The sequence below is a fragment of the Alphaproteobacteria bacterium genome, from assembly GCA_040905865.1.
GTDB lineage: Bacteria > Pseudomonadota > Alphaproteobacteria > UBA8366.
In genome coordinates this window covers 1-13,340 of sequence record JBBDQU010000061.1, presented here as the reverse complement: position 1 = coordinate 13,340, position 13,340 = coordinate 1, and the positions used below count along the sequence as shown (strand labels likewise).

At 63.6% G+C, this 13,340-nt stretch carries 13 protein-coding genes; 6 read left to right on the top strand and 7 right to left on the bottom strand.

From position 1 onward, the window contains the following. The first annotated feature begins 217 nt into the window (after positions 1–217). Entirely contained in the window at positions 218–1,384 is a 1,167-nt protein-coding gene (locus tag WD767_13575; GenBank protein MEX2617121.1) for an acyl-CoA dehydrogenase family protein, read from the top strand. Positions 1,385–1,421: 37 nt separating this feature from the next. Here the strand turns inward: WD767_13575 and nadC are convergent, their stop codons facing one another. Further along, complete coding sequence (gene nadC, locus WD767_13570) at positions 1,422–2,273, bottom strand: carboxylating nicotinate-nucleotide diphosphorylase (protein ID MEX2617120.1); 852 nt, start codon at positions 2,271–2,273, stop codon at positions 1,422–1,424. A 180-nt stretch (positions 2,274–2,453) separates the two neighbouring features. On the opposite strand from nadC, the gene WD767_13565 reads away from it, so the two are divergent. Then, complete coding sequence (locus WD767_13565; protein ID MEX2617119.1) at positions 2,454–3,347, top strand: tetratricopeptide repeat protein; 894 nt, start codon at positions 2,454–2,456, stop codon at positions 3,345–3,347. Between the two features lie 16 nt (positions 3,348–3,363). Here the strand turns inward: WD767_13565 and cysC are convergent, their stop codons facing one another. The 4 genes from cysC to WD767_13545 all read right to left on the bottom strand — a co-directional run bounded on the left by cysC (position 3,364) and on the right by WD767_13545 (position 7,229). Then, on the bottom strand, positions 3,364–4,056 hold the full coding sequence (cysC, locus tag WD767_13560; protein MEX2617118.1) for an adenylyl-sulfate kinase: 693 nt from the start codon (positions 4,054–4,056) through the stop codon (positions 3,364–3,366). A gap of 137 nt (positions 4,057–4,193) precedes the next feature. Further along, positions 4,194–4,889 (bottom strand): glutathione S-transferase family protein, encoded by a 696-nt coding sequence (locus WD767_13555; protein ID MEX2617117.1) that lies wholly within the window; start codon positions 4,887–4,889, stop codon positions 4,194–4,196. Positions 4,890–5,093: 204 nt separating this feature from the next. Next, positions 5,094–6,461 carry a glutamate--cysteine ligase gene (locus WD767_13550; protein MEX2617116.1) on the bottom strand — a complete coding sequence of 456 codons (1,368 nt, stop codon included), beginning with the start codon at positions 6,459–6,461 and terminating at the stop codon, positions 5,094–5,096. A 24-nt stretch (positions 6,462–6,485) separates the two neighbouring features. Then, on the bottom strand, positions 6,486–7,229 hold the full coding sequence (locus WD767_13545) for a 16S rRNA (uracil(1498)-N(3))-methyltransferase (protein MEX2617115.1): 744 nt from the start codon (positions 7,227–7,229) through the stop codon (positions 6,486–6,488). 81 nt (positions 7,230–7,310) lie between these two features. Between WD767_13545 and WD767_13540 the strand changes: the two genes are divergently transcribed. Next, the gene (locus WD767_13540) at positions 7,311–7,784 is read left to right on the top strand and encodes a GFA family protein (protein MEX2617114.1); all 474 of its coding nucleotides are present in this window, start codon (positions 7,311–7,313) and stop codon (positions 7,782–7,784) included. Between the two features lie 25 nt (positions 7,785–7,809). Beyond that, entirely contained in the window at positions 7,810–8,730 is a 921-nt protein-coding gene (gene ubiA / locus WD767_13535; GenBank protein MEX2617113.1) for a 4-hydroxybenzoate octaprenyltransferase, read from the top strand. A gap of 6 nt (positions 8,731–8,736) precedes the next feature. Here the strand turns inward: ubiA and WD767_13530 are convergent, their stop codons facing one another. Together WD767_13530 and WD767_13525 are read right to left on the bottom strand one after the other, a co-directional pair. Then, positions 8,737–9,633, bottom strand: coding sequence for a DMT family transporter (locus WD767_13530; GenBank protein MEX2617112.1), 897 nt, complete (start codon positions 9,631–9,633; stop codon positions 8,737–8,739). Next, complete coding sequence (locus tag WD767_13525) at positions 9,634–10,359, bottom strand: hypothetical protein (protein ID MEX2617111.1); 726 nt, start codon at positions 10,357–10,359, stop codon at positions 9,634–9,636. It lies immediately after the preceding gene. 62 nt (positions 10,360–10,421) lie between these two features. Here WD767_13525 and WD767_13520 point away from each other — a divergent pair, with 62 nt between their 5' ends. Then, on the top strand, positions 10,422–11,936 hold the full coding sequence (locus WD767_13520) for a UbiD family decarboxylase (GenBank protein ID MEX2617110.1): 1,515 nt from the start codon (positions 10,422–10,424) through the stop codon (positions 11,934–11,936). Positions 11,937–11,948: 12 nt separating this feature from the next. Beyond that, a complete protein-coding gene (locus WD767_13515) occupies positions 11,949–13,289 on the top strand; it encodes an amidase (protein ID MEX2617109.1) in 1,341 nt (446 codons plus the stop codon). Positions 13,290–13,340 lie beyond the last annotated feature (51 nt).

The window sequence follows — 13,340 nt, the reverse complement described above, 5'->3', positions numbered from 1 at the left end:
ATTGATGCCGTTTCGCCAGAACTATTGTCCTCCTTCCGCAGGACATTTGCCGCGCCGAACGGGACCCGGCGCATCCTTTTTCCATCACGATCGAGAATAAACCGTTAATGCGACGCCCCCCGTTTTTAGCGGCGGCGAAATTCGCCGCACGTTGACAAAGGTCGCGCGGCGGCGACACTGCACCGGTTCAGAATTACCGGTGCAGGAGACAGACCGAATGGATTTCACGCTTCCCGAAGAGCACCAGATGCTCAAGGATCTGGTGGCCCGATTCGTCGATGACGCGCTGATGCCGCTGGAATCCAGTGTTCTCGCGCGTGAAATCAGGGGCGAGGAATGCCGCCTGACGGCGGAGGAGGAAGCCCCGCTGCTGGAAAAATGCCGCGAACTCGGATTATGGGGCCTTGACGTGCCCGAGGAATTCGGCGGCGCGGACCTGCCGGCGGTTGCCATGGTGGGCGTGAACGAGGAAATGGCGCGCACCATCGTGCCGTTCGATTTTCCGCCCGATTCGCCGAACCTGCACATGCTGATGGCGACCTGCGACGAGCGGCAGCGCAAACTGTATCTCGACCCCTATGCCAAGGGCGCGGCGCATTCGGCCATCGCGATTTCCGAGCCCGGCGCCGGCGGCGACCCGCAGGCGATGGCGACCACGGCGGTACGGGATGGCGACGACTGGGTGATCAACGGTCGCAAGATCTGGATCAGCCGGGCGGCGCGCGCCGATTTCATCATCGTCATGGCGGTGACCGAGAAGGGCAAGGGCGCGCGCGGCGGCATCACCGCCTTCGTCGTCGAAAAGGACACGCCCGGCATGATTATCGAACGCGCGATCCCCATGCTCGCCGGGCATATCACCTATGAACTGGTCTTCGACGACTGCCGGATTCCGAATAGCCAGGTGCTGGGAAAGATGGGTTACGGTTTCGCGCCGATGCAGCTGCGGCTGACCGTGCGGCGGCTGCAGATGGGCGCCTGGGGCGTCGGCATGGCGCGCCGCGCGCTGGACATGATGTGCGAGCATGCCTCGCAGCGCGTGACCTTCGGCACGCTGCTCGCCGACCGCCAGGCGGTGCAATGGTGGATCGCCGACGCGGCGACGAAAATCCATGCCTGCCGGCTGATGGTCTATGACGCGGCGGTGAAGCTCGATGCCGGCGAACAGCTGCGCACCGAAGCCTCGATGATCAAGGTCTTCGCCACCGAAATGGCGACCGAAGTGATCGACCACGCCATGCAGGCCTTTGGCGCGATGGGCATGACCAAGGAACTGCCGCTGCAGCTGATGGCGCAGAAGATGCGGCTGATGCGGATGTATGAAGGGCCGAGCGAGGTGCACCGCATGGCCATCGCCCGCCGCACCCTGCGCGGCGAACGGTAAGGCCGGTCGGGGCGGATGGCGCCAGCCTGGCGGCGGCTCACATCCGGCTTTCCAGGATAACGTCCAGCCCGATATCGACGGCGGGCGGCGACTGGGTGATCCGGCCGGAGGAAATGAAATCGACGCCGGTTTCCGCGATGGCGCGGACATTTGCAAGCGTGACGCCGCCGGATGCCTCCAGCGGGACGCGGCCATCCGCCATGGCGACGGCTTCGCGGAGCTGATCCAGGCTCATATTGTCGAGCAGCAGCATGTCGGCGCCGGCGTCGATGGCTTCGCGCGCCTGATCCAGCGTATCGCATTCGACTTCGATCTTGGTCAGCAGCGGCACGCCGCGGCGGGCGCCGTCCAGGGCTTTGGCGACGCTGCCGGCCATGCCGATATGGTTGTCCTTGATCAGCACGCCGTCATCCAGGCGGATGCGGTGATTCCGCAATCCGCCGAGTTGCGCCGCGTATTTCGACAGGTTGCGGTATCCGGGAATGGTCTTGCGGGTGTCGACGATCACCGCCTTTGTGTGTTCGACCTCGCGCACGAAGTCGCGGGCATGGGTGGCGATGGCGCTCAGAAGCTGTAACAGGTTCAGGGCCGTGCGTTCCGCCGTCAGCAGGCCCGGGGCGGGGCCGCTGACCTTCGCGATGGCCGCATCGGTTTCCGCATGCGCGCCGTCCCGTGCAAAGATTTCGATTTCGCAATCCGGCGCCAGCTTTCGGAAGGTAAGGGCGGCGATGTCGATGCCGGCGACGACCAGCGGGTGGCGCGCCCGCAGCGTAAAGGTGCCACGCGTATCGGCGGGGACGGCAACGGCCGTCGTCAGGTCGCCGCGCCCGATATCCTCTTTCAGCGCGTTGGTGACGAGCTGATCGATTTCCGTCCAGTCCAGTAACATGGTGTTTCTCCCCCGGTTTAATCCGATATAGCGCGGGCGACCTCCGGACGCCATGGCAAAGCTTTAACCGTTCATTAGCCATACCGTCCTTAGGATATTGAATGCGGTTGAGCCCGGACCCTGGCGTACGGCATACTCGTATCGCGTTATCAAAGTGCCGGCCTTATTGCGAGGGTTTCAATGCCACGCTTACTTTCTGCAGCTTTCCTGTTCCTTTTCTCCGTCACGACTGCCCATGCCGACCTGGCGTCGGCGCTCAAGGCGCTGGAGGGCGACGACTTTGCGACGGCCCTGGCGGAACTTCAGCCCCTCGCCGAGGCTGGCGACGTTGAAGCGCAATACCGGCTCGGCCTCATGTATGACGGTGGCAGCGGTGTGGAATCCGATCCGGAAACGGCGCTGGACCTTTTTCGCAAGGCGGCCGAACAGGGGCACGCCGAGGCACAGCGTGTCGTGGGCATCTATTACGAGGAAGGCAAGGTCGTCCGGCAGAGTTTTTCCGACGCGGTGGAGTGGTATGCCCGGTCGGCCAAACAGGGCAACGACAAGGCGCAGCGGAATCTCGGCGGGCTGTATCAGGACGGGTTGGGCGTGAGGGCGAACCTCAATACGGCGTTCGATCTTTACAGTCAGGCGGCGGAAAGCGGTAATCTGAAGGCGAAGCGGAACCTTGCCTATATGTATTATTTCGGCGCCGGGGTGCGCCAGGATCATGCGAAGGCGGCCATGATGTTTGCCGAAACCGCCGCCGCCGGATTAGGGGCGGCGGAATACGATCTCGGCCGCCTTTACTACCGTGGGCAGGGAATCGAAAAGGACCTGGAAAAAGCTGCGGAACATTTCCTCGTTGCCGCGAAGCAGGGGCATGGGGATGCGCAGTTCCTGCTGGGTCGGATGCATCTGCTCGGCGAGGGGGTGAAGAAGGATCCGGCGCGTTCGTATTACTGGCTGTCGCTCGCCGTCGCCCAGGGGCAGAAACAGGCCGGCCAGTTGCTGGACAAGGTTCGCAGTCAACTGGATAGCGATGCGCGAAAGAAAACCGAACAGGACATCGCGGCGTTCCGGCCGAAATAGACGGTTTTCCGGACGGTCAGGTCATCCACTGGGTGAATTTCGCGGCGACGAATTCCGTCAGGCTCGTCGCCGACGCATCGATATCGGCGGCGGCGGTGTCGATGGTGAAATCCGGATTCCCGGGTTCTTCGTATGGCGCCGAAATGCCGGTGAAATCCGGTATTTCGCCCCGTCGCGCCTTGCCGTAGAGCCCCTTGGGATCGCGCGATTCGCAGACGGACAGGTCCGCCTTGACGAAAATCTCATGGAAATTGTCGCCGGCGGCCCTGCGCGCCTGGTCGCGGTCTTCCTTGTAGGGAGAGATAAAGGCGGTGATCACGATGAAACCCGCATTGGCGAACAGGGCCGCGACTTCGCCGACCCGGCGGATGTTTTCGGCCCGGTCTTCCGGTGAAAAGCCCAGATCCGATGACAGGCCGTAGCGGATATTGTCGCCGTCCAGCATATAGGCATTGTATCCGGCCTTGAAGAGCCGCCGCTCCAGTTCGACGGCCAGCGTGGATTTACCGGAACCCGGAAGGCCCGTCAGCCACAGCACGCCACCCTTGTGCCCGTTGCGGCTGGCGCGGTCCGGCGGGGAAATGCGGCTGTCGACGGCGGTGATATCGGTCGATCTGACCGTTTTCCCGATATCGGACGCCTGACTGCCCCCCATGTCACGAAAGTCATGCGATACAGCGGCGTAAAGGGCGGTAGATGCGGGGGTCATGCGGCATGGCTCCGGTTTGTTCGTGGTCCGATGATCGTTTGATAGCGCGCGCGGACCCGGGAGCCAGTCCCCCAAACAGGGGACAGTCATGCATATTTAATGCGGCAAATGCCTAGATCAGATCGTGGAACGGTCGGCTACTCCGCCGCCGCCGCCTTTTTCTCGAACAGTTCGGCAACCCAGAAGCCCCGGCGCTTGAGGTTCTTCTCGAACTCCTCGTAGAAGGTATCGACCACGGAGCCCTTGACGACGCTGCTGGCCATCAGGGCATCGGCCCAGGCCTTGACCAGCGGGAACTGTTCCAGCAGTCCGGTCTTCAGTTTGGTATCGACATACATGAATCGCTGGAAGAACGGCGCATAGCCCGCATCGACCAGACATATCTTCTTGCCGTTGAAATAGGGCCCCTTGTTGCCGCGCTCCTTCAGGGCGACTTCCAGCTTGGCGAGGGCCTCGGGGGCTGCCTTGACGGCTTCCGCCGTGACCTTGCGCGATTTCGTGTAGTAGACGGCGCTCAGCGCCGGCGTGAAATCCGGCAGGTAATCCGTCCAGGCCCGGTTGCGCGCCCGCTTGATCGGGTCTTCGGGATGGAGGCGAGGGGGCACGACCTCATCCAGGTATTCGACGATCGCGTTCGATTCGAACAGGACCTCGTCATTGACCTTCAGGACAGGAACCTTGCCGCGCGGCGAGATTTCCATGAACCAGTCGGGGCGTTGCTGCAGGTTGATATAGGTGACTTCGAATTTGACCTTTTTCGCACGCAAAACAATCACGGCGCGCTGTACCCACGGTCAGGTGTAGGAGCTGATCAGATGATACTTATCCGCCATAATCGGCATTTCCTCCGGTTAGAGACAGGGATGGACTGATATCCAGTTACTGCCGCCAACGGTAACCGTTCCGCGCCATTGCGTCAAAGCATGCGTGTTGACACTTGCCGGTCCCGACACGCGCTACAGCGTCTGCAAGAAGATCGATCAGATTCACATGGCTGCTGGATCGCCAGAGGCGAATCCAACAATCCATGATCTGATCTAATATGCCCGCATCTCGAACAGCCGGTCGATATTGCCGCCCCATTCGCCGTGATACAGGGCGAGTTCCATTTCCGCTTCGGTCACGCCGCTTTCGGCGATTTCAGCGATCACGTCCAGGAATCCGCTTTCGTCGTCGCCGCGACCGTTCAGTTGACTTCGCGCCGTCAGCCCGTGCCGCGCGATCTCGATGGTCCGCAGGGCGATGTCCTGCAACGTGCCGCCGCGGAACGGCGTTTTCAGACCCATCCTCGGAACGCCGCCGCGCAGTTTTTCGCGCTCTTCCGCCGTCCAGTCCTTGCACAGATCCCATGCCGCATCCAGCGCCGCATTGTCGTACAGCAGCCCGACCCACAGCGCCGGCAGGGCGCAAAGGTTGCGCCACGGGCCCGCATCGGCGCCGCGCATTTCGATAAATTTCTTCAGCCGCACTTCGGGGAAGGCCGTTGTCATATGGTCGGTCCAGTCGCCCATGGTCGGCAGTTCGCCTTCGTGCCCGGGCAGTCTGCCGGCCATGTAGTCCCGGAAGGACAGCCCGCTGACATCGTTGTACCTGCCGTTGCGATAAATGAAATACATCGGCACGTCGAGGATGTAGTCGACCCAGCGTTCGAACCCGAAGCCATCCTCGAAAATGAACGGCAGCATGCCGCATCGGTCCGGGTCCGTGTCGGTCCAGATGTGGCTGCGATAGCTCAGGAACCCGTTCGGCTTGCCTTCGGTGAAGGGTGAATCGGCGAACAGCGCCGTCGCCACCGGCTGCAGCGCGACGGCGACACGCATCTTTTTCACCATGTCGGCTTCGGACCGGTAGTCCAGGTTCACCTGTACCGTGCAGGTGCGCAGCATCATGTCGTGACCGAGACTGCCTTTTTTCGGCATGTAATCGCGCATGATCTTGTAACGGCCCTTGGGCATCCAGGAAACATCCTCGCGCCGCCATTTCGGATTGAAGCCGATCCCCATCACGCCCGCGTCCATTTCGGCGCAGACGGCCTTGACCTGGGTCAGGTGCTCGCCGACTTCGGCGCAGGTCTGGTGCAGGGTTTCCAGCGGGGCGCCGGACAGTTCGAACTGGCCGCCCGGCTCCAGCGAAATCGAGGAACCGTCGCTGCGTTTCAGCGCGATGGTATTGCCGCCTTCCCGGACCGGATCCCAGCCGTAGCGTTCAAGACCGTTGAGCAGCGCGCCGATACCGGGCCGGCCGTCATAGGGCAGCGGGCGGAGCGTCTTCAGGTCGAAGACGAATTTCTCGTGCTCGGTGCCAATGCGCCAGGCTTCGGGCGGCTTGTTGCCGGATTCGAGGTCGGCGACCAGTTCTGCCTTTCCGGCAATCAGGTTGCTGGCCGATGATGACGGTGCGGACATGCGGTATCGTTCCGTTTCTGAAGTTTATCGGGTCCGGGGAGGCGACGGACGGTTCCAGTCTCCCAGGGCGGTCTGCCAGCACACCAAAGCCGCGAGCGCGGCCGTTTCCGCCCTGAGAATCCGGGGACCCAGACTGACAGGCGAAACAAATGGCAGCTTTGTTAACTGATCAAGTTCGGATGGCGAGAATCCCCCCTCAGGTCCCGTCAGGATAGCCCAGGCGTCGATTGCGGCCTGGTTTTGCAGGACGGAACCCATTGCCGGTACAGCGCCACGTTCGACGCAGACCAGCAATTGGCGATCCCGCGGCCAATTGTCCAGTACTGTACTGTACTTTTCAGGGGCGCGTAAATCGGGAAGTGTCAGGCGCTCGCATTGTTCCGTAGCCTCGACGATATTGGCGGCCAGCCGTTCCATATTGACGCGCCCGGCATTGGTGCGATCGGTCATCACCGGCCACAGGGCGGATGCGCCCAGCTCCACCGCTTTCTGTACCAGGAAATCCAGCGGCCCGCGCTTGATCGGCGCGAAAAGCAGCCACGGGCCGGGTTCACTCCGCTGTTCGTGCGTCTGCCGATCCGGCGACAGCGTACCGCTACCTTTGGACAGGGCGTTAATCCGGGTCTCCCATTCGCCGTCCCGGCCGTTAAAGGCCGCCACAATGTCGCCGGGCCGCGCCCGCATGACATTACGCAGGTAATGCGCTTGATTCGCCGTCAGCGGCACGGCCTGCCCGACCGCGAGGTCATGTTCGGTGTATAATCGCATTCGGTCCGGAACATTGGGTCACTCGCCCGCTTTATACCGGAAATGCTCCGAGCGAAACCTTTTCGATAGGAGAATCGCGAAATGTTACTCGAAGGATCATGCCATTGCGGCGCCGCAAGGTTCAGCGTCGAATCGCCCCATCCCTATCCCTTCAACCGCTGTTACTGCTCGATCTGCCGCAAGGCGGCGGGCGGCGGCGGGTATGCGATCAATCTCGGCGGGCGATACGAGACGCTGAAAGTCACCGGCAAGCGGCATATCCGCGTCTACCGGGTCGATGAGGGCGGCGGCCGGAAAAGCCCGCTGGAGCGCCATTTCTGCGGCAAATGCGGGTCGATGCTTTATGTCTGGGACCCGCGCTGGCCCGATCTGGTGCATCCCTTCGCCTCCGCGGTCGATTCCGACCTTCCCGTACCGCCGGAAACGACGCATCTGATGCTGGATTCGAAGGCGCCCTGGGTCGACCCCGATATCCGCGAGGGTGACAAATGCTTCGACGGCTATCCCGGCGAATCCATTGCGGAATGGCACGAACGGCTGGGGCTGGTCCGCTGAAACATTTCCCGGCTATAAACCCGCCATGACCGATTCCACGAATTCCGCCAGTGACATTGTCCGCGATCACTGGACTATCCGGATGGCCGCGCCGCCGATGCGGCCCTATATACGCCTCGCGCGGATCGACCGGCCGATCGGCACCTGGCTGCTGCTGCTGCCCTGCTGGTGGGGCGTGGCGCTGGCGACATCGGCGGAGCCCGGATGGCGCTGGCCCGATCCGGTCTTCTTCATCCTGTTCGCCATCGGGGCGCTGGTAATGCGCGGGGCCGGCTGCTGCTGGAACGATATCGCCGACCGCGATTTCGACGGCCGCGTCGCGCGCACCGCATTGCGCCCGATTCCCGCCGGCGAAATTTCCGTCAGGCAGGCCGTCGCCTTCATGGGCTTCCTGGCGCTGATCGGCCTCGCCGTGCTGCTGACCTTCAACGGTTACACGGTGTGGCTTTCCATGGCCTCGCTGGTGCTGGTTTTCATCTACCCGCTGATGAAGCGCGTGACCTATTGGCCGCAGATATTCCTCGGCCTGGCCTTCAACTGGGGGGTGCTGGTCGGCTGGACGGCGGTGGCGGGCAGCCTGTCCACGCCCCCGCTGTTGATGTATGCCGCTGGAATTGCCTGGACGCTTGGCTACGACACGATCTACGCCCATCAGGACAAGGAAGACGATGCGCTGATCGGTCTGAAATCCACGGCGCTGAAATTCGGCGACAACACGCGGCCCTGGCTGTGGTGTTTCTATACCGCGACGATAGCGCTGCTAGGCGCAGCGGGCTGGGACGCCGGGCTCGACTGGCCGTATTTTGCCGCGCTGGCGCTGGGCGCGGCGCAGCTTGCCTGGCAGGCCGCGAAGATCGATATCGATTCGCCCCCCGACTGCCTGTCCAAGTTCAGGTCCAACCGCTATTTCGGGCTGATCCTGCTGGCGGGTATGATTGCCGGGTAAGCCGTTTCACTTGACTGGCGGAACAAGGACGGTTTTCGCCTTGTGGGTGTGTTCGCGATAGATCGTATACAGCCCGGTGGCGACGATAATGGCCGCGCCGATAATCGTGTAGGTATCGGGCAGGTCGCCGAAGAAGACAAAGCCGACTACCGTCGCCCAGACCAGCAGCATGTAGCTGAACGGCTGGAGTACCGAGGCCTGCGCGCGCTGCAGCGCCATGATGAGGAAGATATGCGCCGTCGCCGCCATTACTGAAATGGCGGCCATCTGCCCCCAGCCGGCCAGATCCGGCGTGGTCCAGAAGAACGGGGCGAATAGCGCCGCAATCAGAAACCCGGTGAAACCCATATACAGGGTGGACGTTTCCGCCGTGTCGGTCTGCCCGACCAGCCGTGTCAGCACGATATACAGCGCGTAGCCCACGGCGGTGGCCAGCGCGAACAGCGCCGATGGCTCCACAACCCCCGCTCCCGGACGCAGGATGATGAGGATACCGCCGAAGCCGACGATGACTGCCGTCCAGCGCCGTACGCCGACCTGTTCGTGCAGGAAGAACATCGCCATGGCGGTGACGAACAGCGGCGTCGAGGCGATGATCGCATGGGCATCGGCCAGCGGCATGGTCTGTACCGCCAGCACGAAGAAGGCGGATTCGGTGATGACGACGACCGAGCGAACGACCTGCAGCACCGGCCGGTTGCTGCGCAGGCTTGCCTTGAACGTCCCCTTTCGCGTGGCGATCAGGGCCGCGAGAAGCACAAACACCGCGTAGCGGACCATCAGGATCTGCGCCGGCGAATACAGGTTGGAGATGTTCTTGGTGATGCCGTCCTGCACGGCGAAAATCGCCATTGCCGCAACAAACAGCAGGATGCCGCGCCCCGGCGAGGCGTTGGCGTTCATTCAGCCCGCGACAATATGGTAGTGCCGACCGAAGGCGACGGAGTCGGTTGAAAGCGCTTCAATGCAGGCGCGGCGATAGGGCGTATCGGATATCAGTCGCAGGATGAATTCCTCCAGCGCGTGGTCGGGCGCCAGGCGCGCATGCACTTTCTCCAGCATTTCCGCCGTTGTCATCGCCACCCATTGCCGACCCGTTGCCGGCACCCTGGCCAGCGCGACAGCGTTTTCCGCGTGGAAGACATGGCCGCGCCGGCTGATATAGCCATGAACCGAATCGAGGGCGCCGCCGCCTTCCTCCAGCGTCAGGTCGATATCGTCCAGCCGCCCGTAATGGTAATTCTCCGCGCCCAGTTCGGTTGCGTGCATGACGGGAAGCTGGTCTTCGGAAAGCCAGTTCACGAACAGCGTCACCGTGACGCCGGGGGCCGATTGAAGCATCGCCGGAACCGAACCATAACCGGCGACATGCGCGGAATAGACCACGTCGAAATCCCTCAGCGCGCAGCGCTGCACGGGAATCACCGCGTCGGGGTCGGGCCCGAACTTGCGGGTCAGTTGCGCCGGCGCCTGGTTCGAGCCGACGGCGAGCACGGGCGTGCGGCCCCGGGTCAGGTCCGGATCGAAACTGTGCACCGCGCCGCCGCGCCAGGTATAGGACCGGTTCGGCAGCGGGTAGGGGTAGTCCCGCGCGCGGGCCAGCGCCGCGATCCGTTCATTGTCGTTCATGGCAATCCCATAACCTGAATCCGGGCGCTTGTCATTCGGTTCGCGTTGACTACTGTACCGCCATGTCATACGGATCCCTTCGCGATTTCATCGCCCGCCTGGAAGCGGAAAACCGGCTGGTGCGGGTGTCGGCGCCCGTATCGCCGAACCTGGAAATGACTGAAATCCAGACCCGGCTGCTGGCCGGGGGCGGCCCCGCGGTGCTGTTCGAGAACGTCGTGAACGGGGACGGCACGCGCTACGACATGCCGGTGCTGGTCAACCTGTTCGGCACCGTGGAGCGGGTTGCCTGGGGCATGGAACGCGAACCGGGTCAGCTGCGTGAAATCGGCGAAACGCTGGCTTTCCTGCGCCAGCCGGAACCGCCGGGCGGCTGGCGCGAGGCGATGGGCATGCTGCCGCTGGTGAAAACCGTGATGTCGATGAAGCCGCGCACGGTCCGGTCCGGCGCCTGCCAGGAAATCGTCTGGCAGGGCGACGACATCGACCTCGGCAGGCTGCCGATCCAGACCTGCTGGCCCGGCGAACCCGCGCCGCTGATCACCTGGCCGCTGGTGGTGACGCAGGGACCGAACCCGGATGGCCGGCGCGAGGACAGCTTCAACCTCGGCATCTACCGCATGCAGGTGACCGGTCGCGATACGACGCTGATGCGCTGGCTGCGGCATCGCGGCGGGGCGCAGCATCATGCGCGCTGGAAGGCGGAAAAGCCCGAGCCCCTGCCGGCCGCCGTGGTCATCGGCGCCGATCCGGGCACGATCCTCGCCGCCGTAACCCCGGTGCCGGATACCCTGTCCGAATACCAGTTCGCCGGGCTGTTGCGCGGACGGAAGCTGGACCTGGTCGACTGCCTGACCATCCCGCTGAAGGTGCCGGCGGAAGCGGAAATCGTGCTGGAAGGCGAAGTGTCGCTCGATGAATACGGCGATGAAGGGCCCTATGGCGACCATACCGGCTATTACAACGCGGTCGAACAGTTTCCGGTATTCCGGATCAAGGCGATCACCATGCGCCGCAATCCGATCTACCTGTCCACCTTCACGGGCCGTCCGCCGGACGAACCCTCGGTGCTGGGCGAGGCGCTGAACGAGGTCTTCATCCCGCTGCTGCAGCAGCAGTTTCCCGAAATCGCCGATTTCTGGCTGCCGCCCGAAGGCTGTTCGTACCGGATCGCGGTGGTGTCGATGCGCAAGGCCTATCCCGGCCACGCCAAGCGGGTGATGATGGGCGTGTGGTCCTACCTGCGCCAGTTCAGCTACACGAAATGGGTCATTGTCGTGGATGACGACATCGACGCGCGCGACTGGAAGGACGTGATGTGGGCGATCGCCACCCGCATGGACCCGGCGCGAGACATCACCATCGTCGAGCACACCCCCATCGATTACCTGGACTTCGCCAGCCCGGAATCGGGCCTGGGATCGAAAATCGGACTGGACGCGACCAACAAGTGGCCGCCGGAAACCAAACGCGAATGGGGCGCCGAACTGCGCATGACCGATGCGGTGGTCGAGAAGGTGGACGCGATGTGGAGCGACCTTGGGTTGCCCGGCAGCGGGAAACCGATCTGGAAATAGGGAGCGCGATTAATGAATGACGACAAAAAGGCGTGTTTCATCGCCGATCCCGGCCGGGTCGCCGAACTGGCGCGGGACATTCGCGATGGCGCATTGTCGCCGGTCGATCTGGTGCAGCGCTATGTCGACCGGATCGCGGCGGTGAATGGCGCGGTCGAGGCATGGCGCGAACGCGATTGCGAAGCGGCGCTGGTCACTGCGGAAACGCTAGCTGCGGAGGCAAAGGCGGGAACCATCCGCGGGCCGCTGCACGGCATACCCCTGGGCGTGAAGGATATCATCGACGTCGCCGGGCTACCGACGCGGTGCAACAGCAATTCCCTTGCCGATGCCGCGCCGGCGACGGCCGATGCGGAAATCGTCGCGGCGCTGCGGGCGGCCGGCGCCATCATTCTGGGCAAGACGCATACGACCGAATTCGCTCTGCGCGACCCGTCCCCCGCGCGAAATCCGCATAACCTGGCGCATACGCCCGGCGGGTCGAGCAGCGGTTCGGCGGCGGCGGTGGCGTCCGGGATGGCGCCGGTCGCGCTGGGGACGCAGACCATGGCCTCGGTCAACCGGCCGGCCGCCTATTGCGGGATTGGCGCCTTCAAGCCGACGACCCGGGCGATGCCGGGCGCGGGAATCGCGCTGCTGTCCTCGCTCTACGACACTGTCGGCTTCTATGGCGGCCGGGTGGAGGACGCCTGCACGGTGTTCGAGGCGGTCTGTCCGCCGGGATTGCGCGGCGCGGGTGCGGCCGAAGACACGGAGCGGATGCTGAGCGTCACCGTACTGACCGATCCGTTCATCGAAGCTGCCGATACGGAAATCCACCGCGCCACCGCCAATGCGGCCGACCGGATGCGCGACGCCGGGCATGCGGTCGCGGTGACGGCGTCGCCGGTTTCCTTTGAGGCGCTGTTCAGGGCGCACCGTCTGGCGATGGAATACGAAATCGGGCGCATTCGCCGCGCCTTCCTGGACGAACCGCAGGGCATGATCGGCCCGCTGCTGCTGGAAACCATCCGGGACGGGCTGAAGATTACCGACGAGGCCTATTTCGCGGCGCGCCGTTCGATGGATGCGATGCGCGCCGAATTCTTTGCCGCCTTCCCCGCGACCGATGCCTTCCTGTGGCCGGCCACGCCGAAGCCGGCGCCGAAGGGCCTCGCCTGGACCGGGGACGCCAGCTATATCTCGCCGTGGACAGCGCTGGCCGGGCCGGTCGTGACCATGCCGTCGGGCAGGGTGGCGGCGGGCCTGCCAGTCGGCTGCCTGCTCGCCGGCGCACCGGGCGCCGATCTCGCCTTCGCCGGAATTGCGCGCCGCCTGGCCGATGCGGCGGAAGATCATGACACGCTCCTTTAACAGGCTGCGGAAAAACCCTTCCATCTGGTGCGCGGTCGTGATTCAATTCTC

What these genes read in the sequence shown, in the direction of transcription:
- WD767_13575 (MEX2617121.1), top strand. Translation starts at nt 218, where the DNA reads ATGGATTTCACGCTTCCCGAAGAGCACCAGATGCTCAAGGATCTGGTG.
- nadC (MEX2617120.1), bottom strand. Translation starts at nt 2,273, where the DNA reads ATGTTACTGGACTGGACGGAAATCGATCAGCTCGTCACCAACGCGCTG.
- WD767_13565 (MEX2617119.1), top strand. Translation starts at nt 2,454, where the DNA reads ATGCCACGCTTACTTTCTGCAGCTTTCCTGTTCCTTTTCTCCGTCACG.
- cysC (MEX2617118.1), bottom strand. Translation starts at nt 4,056, where the DNA reads ATGACCCCCGCATCTACCGCCCTTTACGCCGCTGTATCGCATGACTTT.
- WD767_13550 (MEX2617116.1), bottom strand. Translation starts at nt 6,461, where the DNA reads ATGTCCGCACCGTCATCATCGGCCAGCAACCTGATTGCCGGAAAGGCA.
- WD767_13545 (MEX2617115.1), bottom strand. Translation starts at nt 7,229, where the DNA reads ATGCGATTATACACCGAACATGACCTCGCGGTCGGGCAGGCCGTGCCG.
- WD767_13540 (MEX2617114.1), top strand. Translation starts at nt 7,311, where the DNA reads ATGTTACTCGAAGGATCATGCCATTGCGGCGCCGCAAGGTTCAGCGTC.
- ubiA (MEX2617113.1), top strand. Translation starts at nt 7,810, where the DNA reads ATGACCGATTCCACGAATTCCGCCAGTGACATTGTCCGCGATCACTGG.
- WD767_13530 (MEX2617112.1), bottom strand. Translation starts at nt 9,633, where the DNA reads ATGAACGCCAACGCCTCGCCGGGGCGCGGCATCCTGCTGTTTGTTGCG.
- WD767_13525 (MEX2617111.1), bottom strand. Translation starts at nt 10,359, where the DNA reads ATGAACGACAATGAACGGATCGCGGCGCTGGCCCGCGCGCGGGACTAC.
- WD767_13520 (MEX2617110.1), top strand. Translation starts at nt 10,422, where the DNA reads ATGTCATACGGATCCCTTCGCGATTTCATCGCCCGCCTGGAAGCGGAA.
- WD767_13515 (MEX2617109.1), top strand. Translation starts at nt 11,949, where the DNA reads ATGAATGACGACAAAAAGGCGTGTTTCATCGCCGATCCCGGCCGGGTC.